The following is a 21,442-nucleotide window of genomic DNA, read 5'->3' as shown; positions in this document are numbered from 1 at the left end:
TTTGTCCGGATCATTCCGAACTCAACATAGATCCGTCAGCTCGCTCGCGCAGGACTAATGACATCCCTATTCGGCCACGATTTCCGCGAGCACACCTTCCGCGCTGCGCGCTGCGACCTGACACGCTCTCGCTGTGAACTGATCGAACAGTGGGTGCGACGACAATGTGCGCCACCGCTGCGCTGCGTCCGCGGCCTGGCCGCGCTGAGCATCGAGGCTCTCCCCTTCTGCCGCCCCCAAGCGCTCGTGCGTTCTGATTCCGTGGCCGCCGATCAATCGCTGCAGCGCTGCGAGATCGTCCGGCAAGAGATCGGTGTGAACCGATCCGAGCCGCCCGAGCAGTCGAAGTTCGCGAAAACCGTGTACGTCGGCAAGGAGTCGCGCCGCCGACGCTGCGATCGGTGCAGTGTTCTCGCGCGGATTGCGTTCGAGCAGTCGGCTCAGTGTTACCAGCGCTGTATGGGATTTGAGTTGGTCGGCGCGCTGGCCGAACTGAACGTCGATCACCCGACGCAACTCGTCCAATCCACTGCGGCGGAGCAATTCCGCTGCCAGCGTGGGAGAATCGCCGACGCCCAACTTGACCGACGTCACCGCCAGCCGAATCCCGAACAGCCCGAACCGTTCCACCAACTGAGCCCGCATCGCCGCATCGACCGGCAGCGAACTGTCTTCGCGGACAAAACGATCCGCCGAGAGCATCGCCGAGCTCAGATCGGCTGCAGGCACCTCGGCAAGCGCCGCGAACGCGGCAAACTCGCTCTGCCGCAAAGTTCGGGCAGCCAGTGCCAACAGTCCGGCGACCGGCACCACCGACTGGCACAGGCCCGAGCGGCCGAGTTCGTCGGCAAACCGTCCCGCCACATCGTCGGCCGACGCCATCGCGTCCATTCGGCCCGCGCCCACTTCGTCCGCGCGCGAGAGCACCCCGATCACACCGAGCGGACCTGATTCACCACCGACGTGTTCGGCAACCTTCGTCAAGAACTGCAGGTCAGTCGCATTCAGCGCCCGCAGCAAATACACGACGGCATCAGCGCCCGGCACCCCGTCGTCGGGAACAAGGGCTTTCCACGTCCGGGCCGACACGTCGGTGGACAGCGACGACGTGCCTGGTGTATCGATGATCGTCATGCGCGCCAGCGCCGACGACGGCCACTCCACGTCGATTCGATCGACGATCTCGGATGTGCGCACACCCAGATCGAACGTCAGCCGGCCGCTGTTGCGTGCCACCGGTATGTGGAACTCGGTGCCGCTGGAGTCCGTAGCGCTTACCTTCGGTGTCGTACCGTTTCGATACCAGGTGACAACTCGTGTGCATTCGGTTGCATCTGTCGGTGCAATATCCTGCCCGACAAGAGAATTGAGAAGTGTCGATTTACCGGCCTTGAGCGAACCTGCCAGAGCTACCCGCAGCGGCTCGTCCAACCGCGCCGCGCACTCGTCCAATTGAGCACAGAGTTCCGGGCTGTCGACGTAAAATCCTCGCGCCTGCTCGATCAACGTGCGCGCCGACTCCGTGGCGGTGACGTTCATGCTCCGACCTCAGCCTTCCGAGACCTGCCCGCTTGCACTCGCTCGCCGACCAACGATCCGGCACGCGTGGTCAATTCCTCTGCCACACGCAGATTCTCTTCGAGTTGCGCGATGCGTCCTGCCCGCTCGCTCGATTCCAGTTTGGCCGCCTCCTGCGTCGCTCGCAACGATTCGTTGATCGAGCGCAAAGCCTGCTCGGCGATGTCGGTGAAATGATCACGCAGGAGCCGCTGCACCAGGCGGAGCCGGTCTTTCGATTCCTTGCCCACCTGGAAACTCACGTCGTCCGCGTACCGCCTGATCGCCGATTTTGCATCGGCCCGGCGCTTCAGCACCTGTGTCTGCTTGTCTTCACGATAAGCCTTGGTGCCAAGCAGAACTCCGGCACCGATCGAGATCGGATTCACCAACGCCATACCCATCATCGTGGTGATCAGCCCGAACATCAGGACGCCACCGTACGAACCGCGCATGCCCACCAGAACTTTCTGCGTGATGCCGATACGGCCGGATTCGAGATCCGACAGCGCCGCAACAGGTTCGAGGAAAGCGTCGGTGTCGGCAAGGTCGATCTGCGGCAGCGCCACGTCACCGGTTTCGGCGAAGTGTTCGGCCACTACCTCCGCCAACCACTGCGCACGATCATGTGCCCAGACGAAGTTATCTCCGATGGCTGTGGCGATCTCTTGCTCGAGCCAACTCCCGACGGCATCCCAGTCCTTGCCCGGGTCACACTCGTCGACGGTTTCCTCGGCCGCTCGGGTGACGCGGCGCAGGCGATCACGCAGGTCGTGATCGATATCTGCCGCGAGATCGGCGATTCCGTCGCCGAGGCTCTGCTGCCAGCGGGATGTCTTCTTGTGCAGTTCTTCTGCGACCTCCCTGGCCCGATGCAACCCGGCCACTGCTGCTTGCGCCGTCGACGGATCACGCAGCGCTGCAAGCTCACTGCCCATTTCCAGCGACAAGTGGGCGGCAATGGACTGCACGTCCATCACCACCGCTCGCCGCGTATTTGCCTCGCCGCGCGCAACAACCTTGTCCCGCAAAAACTGATAGAGGTCGGGGAATCCGGATTCCGCATCGAGTTCCCGGTCGTCCAAGCGCAGCGCATGTGATCGCAGGACGGAAGATATCGGAATCAGCGGAAGCTCGAGGCCTGCGCGTTGCAGGTGACCATGATTTGCGTCGACAATCCGACGCCAGTGAGGGTACAGATCCGTCTTGCTGACAAGGCCGGCAACAACGGGGCACAGATTCAGGACCTGCCGGATGAACGCGACTTCAGGCTCAGTGAACTCCGCACTGGAATCCGAGAGCACCAGCACCGCATCTGCCGACGTAATCAGTCCCAAAGTTCCAGCAGCATGCGGATTTCCGTGCCCTCCGACGCCCGGTGTGTCGATGAAGACCAGCCCGTCGGCCAACAGCGGGCTCGGAACGGAAACGTCGATGCGGAGGACTTCCCGTCCGTCGGCACGCGGTGTTGCCGGTGTAATGCCGAGCAACTCGTCGAGCGGGAGCGGGACTCTCCGAGGTTCACCACCAGGTTCGGCCAGAACCAGCTCTGCACCAGCGGTTTCCCCGTACTGAACTACCGTCGCAACGGCCGTTGTCTCGTCGTCTCCGACAGAACACACGTCGCAACCGAGCAGCGAATTCACGAACTGGCTCTTGCCCTGATTGAGCGGGCCTACGACAACGATGCGAATCCGGGGATCGGTGACGCGCACCAGCGCGCTCTCGGCGCGTGCGACCAGATCGGATCGATCGATATCTCTCGCAAGTACCGCCGTTCGATCGAGCAACGACGCGGCCGCCGACGCGACGCGTGCCTTACGACTGCTGACCTGATCCGCTGCAGTTTCCATGTGTTCCGTCGACTCGCAGTTCTTCCGATTCGGCAATTCCGGCCCTGCACGCTTAGCGCACGCAGGGCCGGAATTGTTACATCAGTCCGTTTCCGTACCCGCTGACTCAGGGGTGCAGGTTGTCGAGTACTGCCAGCGGATCGACCTGCTCGACAACGTCGGCAACCGAGTCCGGCGCGAACAACGACTCCGAGGAATCAGCGTCAAGGGAGCCGCTTGATCCGGTCCCGAATACGTCGCTGGCGTCGATCGACGACCAGGGGTTGGCCGAGCTACCAAGACCACCATCGAACGAACCGCCCAGACCGCCATCGAACGATCCACCGAGTGCGCCTGAACCGCCAAGTGCGCCCTCGAGCGAGCCACCGATCTGCGTCGCCGCGTCAGTGACCGCGTCGAGGCCGGCTGCTGCATCGAGACCGCCACCTGCGTCAAGCACGCCGCCAACCGTCGAGTTCAGGCCCGCGCTGACCCCGCCGATATCCAGCCCTTCGGCCGAGAAGCTGCCGAGATCGAGTTCCGGCAGATCCGCGCTGACGGAACCGAGGTTCACGGCCCCCAGGTCGAGGCTGGGCAGGGTTGCGCCGATCGAACCGGTATCGAATCCGCCTGCGTTCAGTGCTGCATCCAACGACGCACCAAGCCCTGCGACGGCGTCGCCGCCGATTGCCGAGCCTGTGGATCCGTTCAACACGCCGCCGAGTGCGCCGCCGAGGTCTGCTCCGACCGATCCTCCGCCGCCCAGAGCGCCGGACAACACCGTGGAAAGCTCGGTTCCGAGATCCGCGCTCCCGCCAAGCACGGCGTCGAGGTCGAGTCCGCCGCCGAGAGCCAGAGCTGAATCCAGAGCGCCTGCCAACGCAGCTTCCACCCCGGTGTCGAGACTGCCGCCCACTCCCAGTGCGCTTGTCAGTGCCCCGCTGAGCACGGTGCCGAGATCCAGATCGCCGGCCAGCCCGGTCAGTGCGCTGACGTCCGTCAATGCTCCGAGAGTGCCGCCGAGAGACGCTCCGAGGTCGGTGCCGATCGATCCGCCGGCCGCGAGTGCAGTGGACAAGGCAGCGCTCAGATCGCCGCCGAGATCGATTCCGCCGCCCAGTGCCAACGCCGATTCCAGTGCGCCCGACAGCTCTGCGCCCAATCCGCCGCCGAGTGCGAGAAGCCCGTCGAGGCTCCCGGCGCCGTCGAGCACTCCGCCGAGCGCCAGACCGAGGTCCGCACCGATATCCCCACCGACCGCGAACACCGGCGCCAACGCTCCGGAAAGCCCGGCCGCCAAGTCCAGTCCACCGGCCGCGGCGATCGCAGCGTCCAGAGCCGCCCCCAACTCGGTCGTCAGAGAGCCACCCACTCCGAGTGCCCCACTCAGAGCCGCACTGAGCTGAGCTCCGACGTCGAGAGCTCCCCCCAGATCAACCACGGAACCGAGACCGAGACCAGCTTCGAGGACTCCGCCAAAAGCAGCTCCGAGCTGCGAGCTGATGTCCCCACCGAATCCGAGCGCCGCGCCCAGAGCACCGGCAAGATCACCGGCGACGTCGATGCCACCACCGAGTGCCAACGCCGATTCGAGTGCGCCTGACAGGCCGGCACCCAACCCACCGCCGAGAGCGAGGAGTCCGTCGAGGCTAGCGGCGCCGTCGAGCACCCCACCGAGCGCCAGACCGAGGCCCGCACCGATATCCCCACCGACAGCGAACACCGGCGCCAACGCTCCGGAAAGCCCGGCCGCCAAGTCCAGCCCACCGGCCGCGGCAATCGCAGCATCCAGGGCCGCACCCAACTCAGCGGTGAGAGAGCCACCCACACCCAGCGCCCCACTCAGAGCCGCACTGAGCTGTGCTCCGATATCGAGAACGCCCTCCAGATCAACAGCCGAGCCAAGCCCCAGACCAGCTTCGATGACGCCACCAAAAGCGGCTCCGAGCTGCGCACTGATGTCGCCACCGATTGCGAGGGCAGCGCTCAGTGCCGCGGCAAAATCACCGGCGACGTCGATGCCACCACCGAACTCACCACCGAGCGCGCCGCCGAGACCCAATCCGGCTCCCGCGCCGAGACCGACGCTGCCTCCCAAACCGAGGCCAGCACCCAGTCCGCCGCCCAGTCCGCCGCCCAGGGTGCCGCCGAGTGCTCCGGCTGCCTGGGTTCCGGCGTTGACGATCGCGGACAGGTCAGCGCCCGCTCCGGCAAAAAGCCCGGACTCGGCAACAAGAGGCGCAACGGCGACGATGTCGGCAGGACTCACCTCGCACAGGCCGGCTGCATTGAGCGCTGCGACGGGATTTGCGCAGTACTGAGCGGCGGCCTCGTCGTCACGCAACAGACCGAGAATGAATTCGAGTACGGCATTGGTAGCCATGATGGGTTCTCCTAGAATCTTGGTGAATATCGCGGTTCGAGCGGATGGTGCTTCGCTGCATGCGAATCGACTGCCGTCAACGCTAAGTCGATCGAGCGCCGACCCCAACGGGGAACGCCCCCACTCCTGCTCCAGATCGCAGAGAGAATCCCCCGGTATCGGCGTTAGGGGATTTGCCCCCGATAGGGGATCGCTCCCCTACTTCGCAGCGAGGAGCCTCCGGGGAGTAACAAACCCGTCCTTCATCCCGACATTGCAGACAACTGCGACGGGCGCTCGACCATCCACTACCGAGGAGTTCACTTTCATGGAGGCAGGGCTCGGCATCGGTATCGGCTCGACAACTCTGGTGGCCGTCGTCGACAAACTCGACGACGCCCCCGCAAGCTCCCGACGTACCGTGCGGAGCGACAGTGTCGTTCAACTGGACCCGAGCAGCATCTTCACCGATTTCGTGGAACGCGTGGGTGACCCGGTTCCGCTGTTCTCCGCCGACGGGACCCCACATCGCGGCGAGGACCTCACCGCGGTAGCGATTACGACGCTGATGCGCGACGCTCTTGCTGATCACGACCAGCCGAGCCACGTTGTCATCGCCCATCCCGCCTGGTGGAGCCGTCATGCGGTTTCGGCATTGGAAAACGCTCTGTCTACCAAAATGATTCACGACGCCACCCCGGTAGATACGACGCTGGTCGCGGAGCCGATTGCCGTGGTGGACTGGTTACGCACTTCCGGTCACCCCGATTCGGATGGGCTCACCGTGGTCTTCGATCTCGGTGCCCGATCGCTCGACATCACTGTCGTGACCACGACCGGTGGAAATACCACGATCGTCGGCAAGCCCCTGCACTCCGACGACATCGGCGGCGACGAGTTCGATCAGCTTGTCACCATGCATCTACTCACCGAATTCGACCGCGATACACACATCGACACGTCCGTGCCGGAGATTCTCGAAGCCTTGACAGCGCTTCGTGGCCACGCTCGCGAGGCCAAGGAAGCTCTGTCGTTCGATACCGAAACGGTTGTCCACGTTGATCTTCCCGGCGGCTCCCACAACCTACGGCTTGTCCGGTCTGAACTCGAAGACTTACTCCGTCCCGCGATCACACGATCGGTTGCCTTGGTACACGAGGCGATGCGATCAGCCGGTGTCGAGTCGAACGACGTCAGTCATGTTGTTCTCGCGGGCGGTAGCTCGTCCATCCCGCTGGTCGCGGAACTGTTGTCGTCCGAACTCCGAGTACCGATGATCGCCGCACCGGATCCGCGATCCTGCGCGGCGGCCGGAGCCGCAACTCGCGCAACCGCAATAGGAAATACCGCTACTGCCATCGAACATTCGCAGCCGAAACCGATTCCCGTTCCGGCATTCTCGACACCGATTGTTGTTACTTCGGACCCCGAGGCCACATCGGCGGCGCGGCGCTCGTCCCGAGTGGGCATCGTCGCAGCTGTCGTCGGCGCGTGTGCGATCCTCGCGGCTGGTGGACTCGGAATCGGTACCGCAGTGGACAAGATCAAACCCGCTTCGAGTTCCGCCGACCCCAGTATCGAATCCCCTACTTCGGCAATAACGTCCAACCCGAGCGCGCCATCGGGCTCCGAACCGGTGGCCGACGCCGCGCCGTCGACGGGCGTGGCCGTCGCCGTCACCGGGTCGCCCGCCCCCGGCACCCGATCTGTGGGCGTCGCGACGACGGGGGCTGCCGGAACGGGTGCGCCCGCCGCACCAGTAGCCACAGACCCGCCTGCTGCCGCGCAGCCGAACTCCGATCCCACGACCGCCCAGCAGAACGTCGACTCCGGTTCGCCATTTCAGATTCCACAGGTCCCGGCGTTCGAGGTTCCGGAGCTTCCCGTTGTTGTCGCGCCGCAATTCCCGGACCAACTGACACTGCCAACGGCCATCCCACGCTTTCCCGTCGGATAGCCGAGGCTGCGTCGTGAACAGTGAATCTCCTTATATCCGTGACCTTCTGAGTACTATCGACCTGGACGCCGAACCGCTGAGATTGTTTGTCACCGGTTCCGGTGCAAGTGCTCGGCCACAGCTTGTCGCAGCGGTGCACCGACGCTTGATCGGCCGCGAAGCCGTCGTCGTGACAGCCGATTTCACCGGAGACGACCGTGGGCCCGATACCGTTCTCTTGATCGACAACGCGCTGGACCTCGACGCGGCCGAGCTTGCGAAGGTCCTCGAAACGCTGCGACGCCCCAACATCTCAGCCGTCGTGGCGACGGACATGGTCGATCCGCGTCTGGCCGACACTGCGGCCGACTTCTCCGCGTCAGGTTCGGTACTCCACCTGGACCGCTTGCGCTGCTCGGATATTCAGGCACTCGCGAACGGGTACGGGCATTCACTCGCGCCGGACGAAGCCAGCGAACTCGAGTTCTTGTCGGGTGGACATTTCGGAGCCCTCGACGCGGCCCTTCGGTCGCCGGTTCGGGGGCGTCAGACCGTCGACGATGCACTTCGGGGGTACTTCGCCCGCACCGTGGGTGCGCTCGATGCCCGGCAACGCGAGATTCTGCACATCTCGAGTATCGTGCACAATCTCGCGCCCGACGAACTGGAACTCGGCGGTCCGAGCGACGCATTCGATCGCGCGCTGGGAACGGGACTGTTTGCTGCGCAATCCCCCGCGATCGTCGAATCACTGGCGCATCCTCTCGGAGTCGGCCCGGAGCGTGCGACATTGGATCGAATACTGGACCGGCGCATCGACGCGGGCGTTCTCGATATCGACACCGCTGTGCGACTTTTTGATGCAGGAGTACGTCACCCGGGGATCGCACACCACTTCTACGAGCACGCCAAGCGCGCCACCCCCGCTGCGGCCGCGGACCTGTATCAGCGGGCTGCGGTGATCGAATCCCCTTCTGCCGAAACCATGCTGCACCACGCGGAGTGCGCGGCCTCGCGCGGCGACCTCGATACCGCTGTCAGCCTGACAGATTCGATACTCGGCGATCAGAGCGCACAAGACGCCGATCTAGCTGTTGCAGTGCGAATCTCAGCAGCGGTATCCGCAGTGTGCGGTCAGATCGCCTCCGGCGCAGAACTCTACGCGTGGCTCGGCCCCGCGCGAGCAGACGCGGAATCGGCATTCGGGGCGATCCTCCTCGTCGCGTCCGGCCGCATCGACGACGCCGCGGCGATGCTCGCCGGAACCAGCGGCGCACCATCGCCAGGCAGTACCGGTACCGGCCTGCTCGCCCGTGGACTCATGCAATCGCTGACGGGACCGCCTCCGCTTGCGCTCAACACGATGTCCCGGGCGCTGACACTGCCTCGATCTCCTGGGGCTTCGCGCTTTCAGGCCGACTCCCCTGCTGCCATCGTCGCCACTGCACTCATGCACACCGGAGCACATGATCGGGCTAGAGACGTTCTGGCGAAAGCAACCCCGGCGCACGACACATCCAGCCATCTGTGGGCCCGTCATCAGATTCTCGCCGCGTGGGCAGCACTGCTCGCCGGCAGTGAAAACCCCGTCGCCGACATCCCCGAATCAGCGCTCACGGATTCCCTCGGCCAGCGCGACACATTGTTTCTCCTAGCGTTGGAAGTGGGTGTCGCCCGGAGATTCGGTGACCTCGAGGACGTGCGTCGCACGTGGTCTCGGGCGTCGGGAACCCTCTTCGAATGCAGCGTCAATCTGCTCGATCTGTTGCCGATCTGCGAATTGTGGCTGGCCGCAGTTCGTCTCGGCGAAACGGAACACGTCGACCATCTCATCGACGAGGCTCAGGATCTGCTACGGCTGCTCGGCGATCCGCCGCTCTGGTCGTCGCTGTTTCACTGGTACGGCGTCCAGGCCGCGATTTTGGGACAATCGCCGGCTGATCTGCTGCCGCACGCGCGTGCGCTCGCGGAATCAGCCAAGATCCACTCGTATTCCGCGGGTCTCGCCGAAGCCGGCCGCCAATGGCTGCTTGTCCTTCAAGGAACGGTGATCGGCGACGAAATCGAGACCGCTGCACGAACTCTGAATCGAATCGGTCACTCGTGGGACGCCGCGCGCCTTGCGGGAGAGGCCGCGCTTCGGGCACCCGACACCAAGTCCGCAACAACGTTGCTTCAGCTCGCGCGCTCCTTTCGGGTCAACACACCTGAGCCTGGTTCCTCGAGAGAAGATGCCAACGCACTCCCCGACTCGCCCTTGACCGAGCGCGAACACCAGATCTCCGAACTTGTCGTACTCGGGCTCACCTACCGCGAAATCGGTGAGCGCCTCTACATCTCCGCGAAAACCGTCGAACATCATGTCGCGCGCATCAAGCGGAAAGTCGGAGCGCAGTCCCGTTCAGAACTCCTGGCAGTCCTGCGCAGCCTCACGACCCAGAACCGGAATTAACTGAATATTCACCCTTCTGGCACAAACGAGCTTTCGAGTGGTAGTTTCCACAGCCAGTGCATGTTTTTTGTGCGATGCGATGCGATAGCCATATTAGGGGGACGCGGTGACCTGGGGAGTCGGACTTAATGTCGGCAACACACGTTGCACTGCGGTGCTCGCCGTGCCCGACGCCGAACCGGTGATCATCGACCACGAATCCGTGCTGCACCACGCGCCGGACGGAACTATCGCACTGGGTACTGCCCACACACATTCACCGGGCGTACGACGGTTCCTCGACCGAGTCACTACCGACAACGAAGCGGCTCCCACCCAGCGGACGCGCGGTGAAGAACTGGTCGCAACCGCGCTGTACTGCCTCGTTACGGAAGTACATAGCCTCACCGATCAGCCGCTGCGCATTGTCGCCGCCATCCCTCCCAACTTCTCGGCTCGCTCTGTGGACACGCTGCGTACCGCGCTCGACAGCATGGATCTCGACTACGTCGAACTTGCGCCCTACTCCGCGACCCTCGGCGCCTACAACCTCGATTCCGACATCACCTCGGGTGAACGCTCGGCACGGGGAGCCGCGATTCTGGCTGTTCCCCGCGCGGCGAGTGCTTCCGTCCCCGACATCGAGCAGGCGCCGGAGACGGAAGACATCCTCAGCACAGATGACGCACCGAGTCGGCGGCCCGTCTACCTCGCAGCAGCCGTCGCCGGTCTCTTGACTGCCGCGGCATGCGCGCTCGCGATGTTGATCGGTAACGCCCCCACAACGCAGGTGCCGGAAATTCGTGACGCCGCCGTCCCGGCGTATGCCGAAATAGCGCCGCCCACCGATCCCGCGCCCCTTCGCGAGGTTCCGATCCAATTCCCCACTGCCGCGCCCGTGGCCGTCGTCCCACAGAACCGCACGCCGACCCCGCGATATCAGGCTCCCACCCAGGACGCCCTTCTGGTCGACGAGTTCGACGACGTTCCGACCGAAGACGAGAGCGTCGAACCGCTCGCATCCGAGATCCCCGCCGTGGACGACTACGACGTTGGCGGCGAACAGACCGATCCCGTCGACCCTGGCACAACTGATCCGGAACCGGTCGATCCGCAGCCTGTCGATCCCGAACCGGTCGACCCGCAGCCTGTCGACCCGCAGCCTGTCGATCCCGAACAGGCACCAGAAACAACTCCCTAGCTGCACATATCGACTTCCCTCGACCTAGGCGCCCGACCTCACATCGGAGCCTTCCCCTATGGTGGGGCGGTACCTTCCGGCGTTACGGCCGAAAGACTCGAAGGGATTTCATGCGTAACTCGTCGGCGATCCGGACCGTTCTGGTCGGCGCCTCGGCACTTCTGCTCGCAACATCGTTCTCAGCCACAGCTTTGGCGCAGCCGGCAGAACCCACATCCGAATCATCAGTCGAACAGCTCTCCGCGGATCAGCTACCCGCCGAACTGGTCGAGGCGATCAGCCGAGATCTGAAGATTTCCCCACAGGAATATCTCGATCGCGCCGCCAAGGCCCAGGAGTTGGGTGCGTACGCGGAAAGCTTCCGGTCCTCGCGCCCCGGCGATTACGCGGGCTCGTGGATGAACCTCGACGGTCAACCGGTTGTGGCAGTTACCAGCGCCGATGCAGCACGCGTCGCGGCAGCCGACGGATTCGTCACGCATGTGGCACCCGTCTCCGCAGGCAGTCTGGAACAGAGCCTTGCCGACGTCAACGGATGGATCGCGAAACTGCCCGGCGATATCGCGACGGCAGTCAGCTCCACCTCCATCGACGTACTGAACAACCAGGTTGTCGTCGACGTTGCCAACAGCCCCGTCGGCAAGGCACTCAACCTGCCCACGATGCTCGAGAACACCAAAATTCGGCTCAGCCCGGATGGCGGCGGCGCGATCGACGCTCGCGCACTCGGCGGCGACATCTACGTCACGTCACCGGGTCCGATCCGCGAGACACCGACCGAGGACATCTCCGTCTGCTCGTTCGGATTCAATGCAGTCGACAGTCACGACAATGCGCTCAATATCAGTGCGGGACACTGCAATAAGGCCGAGGGAACCGCTGCACCCGTCTATCTGCCCAACCCGCAGAACATCGACGACAGCCTCCAGGTCGGCAACTTCGCCCAGTCCGCGGTAGGCAAGGCCGGCGAAGAACTCGACTACTCCGTCATCAAGCTCAACCAGGCAGGCGTCGACGCCGGACTCGACCGCGCATCGGTGCGCGGCGCCGGTGGCACGACCCTCGAGATCACGGGCACCGCACGCCCCGTCATCGGTGCACCGATGTGCAAGTCCGGTCAGGCCAGCTCGTTCACGTGTGGCGTGGTCGCAGCCGATCAGGTTGAAATCCAGCTTGTCCGGCCCGGCGGCGAATCGCGCACCGTTCGCGGCTTTGCCGGAACAGCATGCACCCTTGCGGGCGACAGCGGCGGAGCTATCGTCACCGGAACCCTGGCATTGGGAATCACGAGCGGTTCCAACAGCACCGGCGCCCCCAACTGCACCGAAGCGAATCTTGTCCTCGCCATGTCCGGCGGGACCACGAACATCGGAATCCCCGTCGACAACATCACGCAGGCCGCTGACGCAGCCTCCGGTGGCGGCGTCGGATCCGGAATCCAGGTCCGCACAATCGGCTGATCACCGGAACTCACTCGTTGTAACGGGTGGGATTCGTGGGGAAGAACCCGTTATAGTCGTGTGCGACTGCGATACGGCTCGCCGAAAGGCGGGCCGTATCCGCGTGCACCCAGGGGGGCCGCACGCGGTCAATGAAGCGGAAAGGCCCACATGCGAAGCTCCACCGCACGTCGCGCCGCAGTGTTCGGATCGACGATGCTGCTGCTCCTCGGACCGATTGCCGCTGTTGCGAGTGCCGAACCGTCGACGCCCGGCGTGTCCGACCAGGCCGCACATCTGCCCGTCGAACTCGCCGAGGCACTTCAGCACGATCTGGCATTGACGCCTGATCAGTACCTGACGCGTTCCGAACTCGCGCAGAAACTTGCCGAGTTCGCCGACATCGCTCGGGTGCAGTTCCCCGACAGTTTTGCCGGAGTCTGGCTGGACGACCTCGGAAAGGCCGTTGTTGCACTGGCCTCCGGGCAGAGCACCGACGCAGCTCGCGCGGCCGCCGAAAAGGCCGGTTTCCAGGTCAATGACGTGGCACAAAGTGAATCGGCTTTGCAGAACGAGGTGTCCGCACTCAACACCTGGCTCGAGTCGCAGCCACCTGCCGTCGCGGATCTCGTTCGCGGAATCGCCATCGACGTTGTCGGAAACGGCGTCGAGTTGACCGCAGACCCCGCAGCCGGACTGACCCTGCCGGACTTCCTGAACACAACCGTCCGCCACGCCGCCGTCCCGATCTCCGTGCCGCCGATCGTTGTCGACCTCCTCCCCGCCACCGGTTCCCTGACCGGCGACGCCGCACTCGGCGGCGACGCGTTCGGCGGAATCTCCGGCTTCAACGGGTTCAAATGTTCCTTCGGTTTCAACGGAACCGATGCCTCCGGTCGCACCGTCAACATCAGCGCAGGACACTGCGACCCCAACCGCATCGCCGCAGGCACGCAGTACGCCTCTGAAGCCTTCCCGCTCGTCAACAACCAGCCGGGACCGCGAGTGGGATACTTCGCCAAGAGCGTGTTCGGGCCGCGGGACTACTCGATCATCAACATCGACGACCAGGCGAAGTACCGGTTCGACAACAACAGCGTCCGGGTTCCCTTCAACCGATCCGTCAACATCGACGGGGTTGCCGATCCCGTTGTCGGCACACCGGTCTGCAAGGCCGGATCGACCACCGGCTACAGCTGCGGCGTTGTCACCAGCGTCAATCGCAATGCAGTGGTCTCGGAGCAGCCGATGTCCAACCTCTTCACCACCGACATCTGCGTCCTTCAGGGCGACAGTGGCGGCCCGATCATGACCGGCACCCGGGCACTGGGCATCACTAGCGCGTCGACGGTCGCAACATCTTCCTTCTGCGAGGTCGCTCGGGCGGCGACACTCATCGGCAGCCCTCAGCCGATTCAGTACGGAACGCCCATCAAGGACATCCTCGCCGAAAACCCCGGCTTGAAAGTACGCGACTACTGATCGCACCGCACCTTCTGTGGCCCACCTCCTGTCGAGGTGGGCCACAGTTTTTTGTCGCAAATGCGCCCTTTCCCCCCGCCCCTACCGGTGCGAACGTACCTTTCATCGCCCTGGATGCGCCGAAAGGTACGTTCGCTCCGGACGGGTCGGTCGGTACCCCCCAAAAACAGCGCGGACGGCAGGTTAGGGCTGCCTGATTAACAGGGGCGAGATGCACACCACCTAACGTGACGGTAGATAAGTTTGCGCAGCGGCCCAGCCCGTCGTTGCGGAATAATTGATCTCGCCAGGCCAAGCATGGTTACTCGCCGGTATACATGGTCGACACATCAAGCTACTGGTGGGTAACATATGGCAGGTTAGTATCAGTGGGCTCTTACCAGGTGGCCGACGCGTCGCCCTGAAATGAAAGGCCGCGACATGAATGCCCTGACGATCACGTTGGGCACCATCGGTGTGCTGCTGAGCCTCGTGTGTTGGTATTCCTTCATCGGTGGCGCGCTCAAGATGGTGAAGGTCGTCCAAATCGGCCAATCAGCACCAGACCGCTGGCGTCCGTTCTTCCCCCGCTTCAAGCAGATGGTCATCGAGTTCATCGCGCACACGCGCATGGCGAAGTTCCGTACCGTCGGCTGGGCTCACTGGCTCGTCATGGTCGGCTTCCTGCTCGGCGCCATCGTCTGGTTCGAGGCTTACGGCCAGACGTTCAACCCCGAGTTCCACTGGCCGATCTTCGGCAACTGGGCCATCTACCACCTGGTCGACGAGATTCTGGGTCTTGGCACCGTCATCGGCATCACCACGCTGATCGTCATCCGCCAGCTCAACCACCCGCGCCTGCCGATCCGCCTGTCCCGCTTCGGCGGCTCGGATTTCAAGGCTGCCTACTTCGTCGAAACCGTTGTCCTCATCGAGGGCCTCGGCATGATCTTCGTGAAGGCCGGCAAGATCGCGACTTACGGTCATTCCAATCCGTGGACCGACTTCTTCACGATGAACCTGGCCAAGCTGCTCCCGGCCAGTGCCATGATGGTGGCCATCTTTGCGTTCATCAAGCTGATGTCCGGCATGATCTGGCTGTACATCGTCGGCCGCAACATCACCTGGGGTGTTGCCTGGCACCGCTTCTCCGCGTTCTTCAACATCTACTTCAAGCGTGAAGACGACGGAACTGTTGCTCTCGGCGCGGCAAAGCCCATGATGAGCGCGGGTAAAGCCCTGACGATGGACAACGTCGATCCCGACACCGACACCCTCGGCGCCGGCCAGATCGAAGACTTCTCCTGGAAGGGCTGGCTCGACTTCACCACGTGCACCGAGTGCGGCCGCTGCCAGTCCCAGTGCCCCGCCTGGAACACCGGAAAGCCGCTCTCTCCCAAGCTCCTCATCATGTCGCTGCGTGACCACGGCTACGCCAAGGCCCCGTACCTACTGGCCGGTGGCCGCAAGGACATGGGCGGCGACGAAATCGGATTGGTCGACGCCGACGGCAACGTCAACGAAGCCGCCCTCGCCGCAATCCCTGAGGCCGCCCGCCAGGAAGCCGAGCGCAAACTCGTCGGCGAGACGGTCGAGGGTGAACTCGCACCGGTCATCGATCTCGAAACCCTGTGGAGCTGCACCAACTGCGGCGCCTGCGTCGAACAGTGCCCGGTCGACATCGAACACGTCGACCACATCATCGACATGCGCCGCTACCAGGTCCTGATCGAATCGGAGTTCCCGTCCGAGCTCGCCGGCCTGTTCAAGAACCTCGAGAACAAGGGCAACCCCTGGGGCCAGAACTCCAAGGACCGCCTCAACTGGATCAACGAGATGGACTTCGAGATCCCCGTGTACGGCAAGGACGCCGACACATTCGAGGACTACGAGTACCTGTTCTGGGTCGGCTGCGCCGGCGCCTACGAAGACCGCGCCAAGAAGACCACGAAGGCTGTCGCGGAACTGCTCGCGACCGCGGGTGTGAAGTTCATGGTCCTCGGCGCCGACGAAACCTGCACCGGCGACTCCGCTCGCCGCGCCGGCAACGAGTTCCTCTTCCAGCAGCTCGCGCTGCAGAACATCGAAATGCTCAACTCCGTCTTCGAAGGTGTCGAGCAGAAGAAGCGCAAGATCGTCGTCACGTGTGCGCACTGCTTCAACGCCCTCGGCAACGAGTACCCGGAGGTGGGCGGCGACTACGAGGTCGTGCACCACACCCAGCTGCTCAACCGCCTGGTGCGCCAGAAGAAGCTGATCCCCGTCGCGTCGGTGAGCGAAGACATCACCTACCACGACCCGTGCTTCCTCGGCCGCCACAACAAGGTCTACGACGCACCCCGTGAACTCATGGAAGCATCCGGCGCCAAGCTCGTCGAAATGCCGCGTCACGGCGAACGATCCATGTGCTGTGGTGCCGGTGGCGCCCGCATGTGGATGGAAGAGAACATCGGTAAGCGCATCAACGTCGACCGCGTCGACGAAGCGCTGTCCACCAACCCCAAGAAGATCGCAACGGGTTGCCCCTTCTGCCGTGTCATGCTCAACGACGGCGTCACCGCACGCCAGGAACAGGGCAAGGGAGAAGGCGTCGAGGTTGTCGACGTCGCACAGCTGATGCTGAACTCCGTCACCCGCCTCGAACCCAGCCAGCTCACCGAGAACATCAAGGTGATCCCGCGTGAGAAGGCACCGGTTGCCGCGGCACCCGTCGTCGAAGAAGCCGCACCCGCGGCCGAGCCCTCAGCTCCGGCCGCTACCCCGGCAGCACCCGCTGCCGCCGGCAAGGGCCTCGCAATGAAGGGTCTGGCCAAGGCACCCGGCGCAAAGGCACCCGGCAAGGGACTCGGAATGGCAGGCGGGGCAAAGGCTCCCGGCGCCAAGAAGGCTGCTCCGGCAGCTGCCGAAGCTCCCGAGTCCGCAGCACCCGAAGCTGCACCCGCCGTAAAGCCCAAGGGCCTCGGCCTGGCCGGCGGAGCCAAGGCTCCCGGTGGCAAGGGTCTGCAGATGAAGGGCGCTGCCAAGGCACCGGGCGCAAAGGCTGCAGCAGCACCCGCTCCTGAAACTGCTGCACCCGAAGCCGCTGCTCCGGCCGCACCCGCCAAGCCGAAGGGTCTGGGCCTGGCGTCCGGCGCCAAGGCTCCCGGCAAGGGTCTGCAGATGAAGGGTGGGGCAAAGGCTCCGGGCGCAAAGGCTGCTGAAGCTGCACCTGCTGCACCGGCCCCTGCTACTGAGGCCCCCGCCGCACCTGCTGCCGAGGCCCCCAAGGCTGCGCCGGTTGCCAAGGCCGGCGGGCTCGGATTCAAGTCGGGCGCAAAGGCTCCCGGCGCAAAGAAGGCAGCGCCCGCTGCCGCAGCTCCGGCTCCCGTTGCGGAAACCCCGGCAGCTCCTGTTGCCGAGGCACCAGCCACTGAAGCACCGGCTGCCGAGGCTCCCGCTCCTAAGGCTCCGCCGGTTGCCAAGGCTGGTGGGCTCGGATTCAAGTCGGGTGCAAAGGCTCCCGGTGCACGCAAGGCAGCGCCCGCTGCTGCAGCGCCGGCTCCCGCTGCCGAACCGGTAGTAGAAGCAGCTGCACCTGAAGCTCCGGCTACCGAAGCACCAGCTGCTGAGGCACCAGCTGCCGAGGCTCCCGCTGCGCAGGCCCCCAAGGCTCCCCCGGCCGCAAAGCCGGGCGGGCTCGGATTCAAGGCAGGCGCAAAGGCTCCCGGCCGCAAGTAGTAATCACGTCATCGAACGCCCTCGCCATTACGGCGGGGGCGTTCGTGTTTGCCGGGCTCGTAAGCGAGCAGGGTTTCTGGGTAGCGAGCACCCCTTCCAGGTCGCCGGAACCCTTGCTCACTGCACACAAACACTGCTCACTACACACAAACCATGCACACTGCGCGACCTATCCACAGCACAGAAACCCGTCGGCCCACATGGGCTCCGGCGCATCAGGATTGTTCGGCATGGGGGAACAACCGCACATCGTCCGCAGGCCCGAGCATCTCGCCACCGGCGGCACCGACTCCGAGATCCGTCGCAGCTGTTCACACGGCGACTGGACGCGCCTACATCGCGGCGCCTACGTGTCGACGCAGCCGTTCTCCGAACTCGACGCACATGCGCGCCATCGTCTGCAGGTCCACGCGATAGCAAAGGCAGCCACGTCCGACGCAGTTGTCAGTCATACCTCCGCGGCAGTACTGCAAGGCCTGGAATTGTGGAACACTCCGCTCCGCCTGGTTCACCTCACGCGAAACCGTCGAGGTGGCGGCAGCACGTCCACTCACAGGCAGGTGCACTCTGCGTTGTTCACCGCGGACGAAGTCACGACCGTCGACGGTCTGCGGGTGACAACGCTTGCGCGCACGGTAGTCGACCTCGCCCGTTCACTACCGTTCGAGCCGGCCCTGGTCGCGGGGAACTCTGCGCTGCACCGAACACCGCTCGCTCTGGCCGACATCACCTCAAATCTGGCTGGGGTGCCGCGTCATCCGTCGCACCGCCATGCGTTCCATGCGATCGACGCGATGGACGGCCGGATCGAAAGCGTCGGCGAGTCACGGAGTTTGGCGCTCTCTGTCTCCGAGCGCTTTCCGATACCCGAACCGCAAGTTCAGATCGGTGATGCTCGTGTCGATTTCCTGTGGCGCGAGCATCGCACTGTCGGGGAGTTCGACGGCCGGGTCAAGTACGGCCGCTTCGTTCCCGTCGGCCGCACCCCTGGGGATGTGCTCTGGGCGGAGAAGGTCCGCGAAGACCGTCTGCGGGATGCGGGATGGCAGGTGGTTCGGTGGACGTGGGCGGACTTGTCGACGCCGCAGGTGGTCTCGGATCGGATCCGTGCGGCATTCAACCGCGGCCCCACCCCCTAGCCGGCCGCCCAGCCAACCCTGCAAGTGAGCACAGTTTCTGCCCAGTGAGCACCCCTACCAGCGTGCCGCACTCCATGTTCACTGCACACAAACCATGTCAGCTTCCCCACAACCATTGATCCCCGAGGACCAAGTACCCGAATTGTCCGCTTGGCCATCCGCCAAGAGTTCAGACCGGTTAGTCTGCAGCCACGCGGACTCTTGCAGTGGCAGTGACACTTACAGTGGCACTCACCCTCTTCCCCGGCACTGCAGGAGCCGCAACCAACGGCTGTACGTCGGTGACTCATCTTGTCCCCGAGAAGAACTGGGCGGTCACGATCCCCTGGGCAGCAGCTACACCTCGTGAGTCCACAGCTTCAGCTGCGGAACACCTGGGGGCGTGAACCCGAGCACCTGGCCGTAGAAGGACAGTTCCGCGTTGCGGGAACTGATGATCGTGGACTGCTTACGGAAGCCGTGGGATTCGCCTTCGTAGGCCAGGTAGGCATGCGGAATGCCCTTCGATACCAGTGCATCTCGAAAGCGTTCGGCTTGTGACGGCGGAACGATCGGATCGTCGAGACCTTGCAGCAGCAGGACCGGGCAGTTCAAACCGTCGACGTTGTTGAGCGGTGCGCGCTCCGCGTACAGCGCTGCGGATTCCGGCAGCGGCCCGATTAGTCCGTCGATGTACCGCGATTCGAAGTCATGGGTTTCCTTGACGAAGCCGTCCAGCTCGGCAACGCCGTAATAGGAAGCGCCGCATGCAAACACGTCGGAGGTTGTCAACGCGGCCAGCACGGTCCAGCCGCCCGCAGATCCGCCTTCGATGGCCAGACGGGCAGGGTCGGCAAGCCCCTGCTCGGCGAGTCCGGTGACCGCGGTGATCACATCCTGGACATCTACGACGCCCCACTGGCCACGCAGACGATTGCGGTACTCACGGCCATATCCGGTGGATCCGCCGTAGTTGACGTCCACGACGCCGATTCCCCGACTGGTGAAGTAGGCGTACACGAGGTTCAGAGCTGGCGCTATGTGCGCGGTGGGTCCGCCATGCACGAAGGCGACGTACGGCGGGAGTTCACCGTCTTGGCCGCGGTAGCGGGGATTGCGGGGCGGGTAGGCAAATGCGTGGACTTCGCGGCCGTGCCCGTGTGCAACAACGGTTCGAGCTTCGGGGAGATAAGCAGATTCGGGAAGCGCGTCGACGGACAGGCGAACATCACGCAGCGCTCCGGTTCCGAGGTCCAGTTCACGCAGTCCGGTAGCCAGTTTTGCGCCGCCGCTTTTGATCAGCAGCTGATCATCGCGCACCTGCATGAGGCCGATACTGGTGACGCCGGAGACGTCGATGTCGCGCAAGTCGCCGGTTTCCGGATCCAGCACCGCGAGGGTATCCGTGCCAAAAGTGCGCACGGTCAACAGTTTTCCGTTGCCGAGCACCTCGTACCAGCGGGCGCCGAACTGCCACAGCGCGTCACCGAAGTCGGCATCAACCTGGCAGAGCGCGGCCACGTCTGTCCCCACGCGATAGATATTCCACCACCCGCTGCGATCGCTGACCACGTACAGTTCGTCGCCCGATATCCATTCCGGTTGCAGCACTGACTCTTCCGTGCCGCCGAGAAGAACTCGATGCGGACCCGCTACGCCGTCGACCAGATCCGCAACCCGCAGTTCGGTTCCGTCCCAGGGCATCTGCGGGTGATTCCACGCGATCCAGGCGATCTTGCTTCCGTCCGGGGAGGGCCGCGGGTATGCAAGGAAGTCCGAACCGCCGACGATGGCGCGAATCTCGCCGGATCCGTCGAGCGGAATGGCGCAGATGTCGCGCGTGATCGTGCCGCCTGGCGCGTGGGACTCGCGCACGGCCCACACGTCGGCTCCGACGATCGACAAATCCGCGTATCGCACCGATGACGATGTCGGGGGTGTCAATGCTCGCGGCGTGAGACCTTCGAGGATGTACACCCGCTGATCGGAGAACTCACTGAAAACCAACCGCCCGGCGTCCGTGACCGTCCACGCGCCGCCGCCGTACTCGTGAACTCGGGTGCGTGCGTTCCACGGCGCGGGCAGTACGTCGACGGGCTGATCGTCGAGTCCCAACCGTCGAATCGCGACGCGCCCGCCTTCGGTTGGCCGCAGCTCCGCCCACCACACCTCGTCACCGACGTAGCGGCCACCTTCTACCGGGTGACCTCCGTTGGCCAGATCTGCTGCGTCGATGGGCGATGCCCACGATCCGTACGGGGCTGCGATCACGTCGGTCGGCGTCATGCGCCCCAGAATAAGCCAACCGACGTGTAAGCCAACCGAACAGACGGCACCTTCGATCGTGCCCGGAAGAATCCACTTGCGCACAGGTGGAATCATGTAACT

At 64.2% G+C, this 21,442-nt stretch carries 11 protein-coding genes; 7 read left to right on the top strand and 4 right to left on the bottom strand.

All coding sequences use genetic code 11. The features are described from left to right. Nucleotides 1-66: 66 nt before the first annotated feature. From R4P64_RS24235 to R4P64_RS24225, 3 genes are all read right to left on the bottom strand, one after another. Nucleotides 67-1,539 (bottom strand): dynamin family protein, encoded by a 1,473-nt coding sequence (locus tag R4P64_RS24235; RefSeq protein WP_317823031.1) that lies wholly within the window; start codon nt 1,537-1,539, stop codon nt 67-69. Continuing rightward, nucleotides 1,536-3,410: a dynamin family protein gene (locus R4P64_RS24230; protein WP_317823030.1), complete on the bottom strand. Its 1,875-nt coding sequence runs from the start codon at nt 3,408-3,410 to the stop codon at nt 1,536-1,538. The genes R4P64_RS24235 and R4P64_RS24230 overlap by 4 nt, the downstream gene beginning before the upstream one ends. A gap of 106 nt (nt 3,411-3,516) precedes the next feature. After that, nucleotides 3,517-5,772: an IniB N-terminal domain-containing protein gene (locus R4P64_RS24225; RefSeq protein ID WP_317823028.1), complete on the bottom strand. Its 2,256-nt coding sequence runs from the start codon at nt 5,770-5,772 to the stop codon at nt 3,517-3,519. 307 nt (nt 5,773-6,079) lie between these two features. Between R4P64_RS24225 and R4P64_RS24220 the strand changes: the two genes are divergently transcribed. The 7 genes from R4P64_RS24220 (at nt 6,080) to R4P64_RS24190 (ending at nt 19,075) form a co-directional block, all read left to right on the top strand. Beyond that, nucleotides 6,080-7,708 (top strand): Hsp70 family protein, encoded by a 1,629-nt coding sequence (locus R4P64_RS24220; protein ID WP_317823026.1) that lies wholly within the window; start codon nt 6,080-6,082, stop codon nt 7,706-7,708. Nucleotides 7,709-7,721: 13 nt separating this feature from the next. Continuing rightward, on the top strand, nt 7,722-10,139 hold the full coding sequence (locus R4P64_RS24215; protein WP_317823024.1) for a helix-turn-helix transcriptional regulator: 2,418 nt from the start codon (nt 7,722-7,724) through the stop codon (nt 10,137-10,139). 106 nt (nt 10,140-10,245) lie between these two features. Next, nucleotides 10,246-11,319 (top strand): hypothetical protein, encoded by a 1,074-nt coding sequence (locus R4P64_RS24210; protein WP_317823022.1) that lies wholly within the window; start codon nt 10,246-10,248, stop codon nt 11,317-11,319. Nucleotides 11,320-11,429: 110 nt separating this feature from the next. After that, a complete protein-coding gene (locus R4P64_RS24205) occupies nt 11,430-12,779 on the top strand; it encodes a protease (protein WP_092802581.1) in 1,350 nt (449 codons plus the stop codon). Between the two features lie 150 nt (nt 12,780-12,929). After that, a complete protein-coding gene (locus R4P64_RS24200) occupies nt 12,930-14,240 on the top strand; it encodes a S1 family peptidase (protein WP_317823020.1) in 1,311 nt (436 codons plus the stop codon). A 420-nt stretch (nt 14,241-14,660) separates the two neighbouring features. Next, nucleotides 14,661-17,936, top strand: a complete 3,276-nt coding sequence (locus tag R4P64_RS24195) for a (Fe-S)-binding protein (RefSeq protein WP_317823018.1) — start codon at nt 14,661-14,663, stop codon at nt 17,934-17,936. A gap of 230 nt (nt 17,937-18,166) precedes the next feature. After that, nucleotides 18,167-19,075, top strand: a complete 909-nt coding sequence (locus R4P64_RS24190) for a hypothetical protein (RefSeq protein WP_317823016.1) — start codon at nt 18,167-18,169, stop codon at nt 19,073-19,075. Between the two features lie 336 nt (nt 19,076-19,411). Here R4P64_RS24190 and R4P64_RS24185 read toward each other — a convergent pair whose 3' ends face one another. After that, the gene (locus tag R4P64_RS24185) at nt 19,412-21,340 is read right to left on the bottom strand and encodes a prolyl oligopeptidase family serine peptidase (protein ID WP_317823014.1); all 1,929 of its coding nucleotides are present in this window, start codon (nt 21,338-21,340) and stop codon (nt 19,412-19,414) included. Nucleotides 21,341-21,442: the final 102 nt, after the last annotated feature.

Source organism: Rhodococcus sp. IEGM 1366 (assembly GCF_033142425.1).
Classification (GTDB): Bacteria; Actinomycetota; Actinomycetes; order Mycobacteriales; family Mycobacteriaceae; genus Rhodococcus_F; species Rhodococcus_F globerula.
Note: the sequence above shows the minus strand (reverse complement) of the source record. Positions and strands in the feature narration are given on the sequence as shown.

What these genes read in the sequence shown, in the direction of transcription:
- R4P64_RS24235 (WP_317823031.1), bottom strand. Translation starts at nt 1,539, where the DNA reads ATGAACGTCACCGCCACGGAGTCGGCGCGCACGTTGATCGAGCAGGCG.
- R4P64_RS24230 (WP_317823030.1), bottom strand. Translation starts at nt 3,410, where the DNA reads ATGGAAACTGCAGCGGATCAGGTCAGCAGTCGTAAGGCACGCGTCGCG.
- R4P64_RS24225 (WP_317823028.1), bottom strand. Translation starts at nt 5,772, where the DNA reads ATGGCTACCAATGCCGTACTCGAATTCATTCTCGGTCTGTTGCGTGAC.
- R4P64_RS24220 (WP_317823026.1), top strand. Translation starts at nt 6,080, where the DNA reads ATGGAGGCAGGGCTCGGCATCGGTATCGGCTCGACAACTCTGGTGGCC.
- R4P64_RS24205 (WP_092802581.1), top strand. Translation starts at nt 11,430, where the DNA reads ATGCGTAACTCGTCGGCGATCCGGACCGTTCTGGTCGGCGCCTCGGCA.
- R4P64_RS24200 (WP_317823020.1), top strand. Translation starts at nt 12,930, where the DNA reads ATGCGAAGCTCCACCGCACGTCGCGCCGCAGTGTTCGGATCGACGATG.
- R4P64_RS24195 (WP_317823018.1), top strand. Translation starts at nt 14,661, where the DNA reads ATGAATGCCCTGACGATCACGTTGGGCACCATCGGTGTGCTGCTGAGC.
- R4P64_RS24190 (WP_317823016.1), top strand. Translation starts at nt 18,167, where the DNA reads ATGGGGGAACAACCGCACATCGTCCGCAGGCCCGAGCATCTCGCCACC.
- R4P64_RS24185 (WP_317823014.1), bottom strand. Translation starts at nt 21,340, where the DNA reads ATGACGCCGACCGACGTGATCGCAGCCCCGTACGGATCGTGGGCATCG.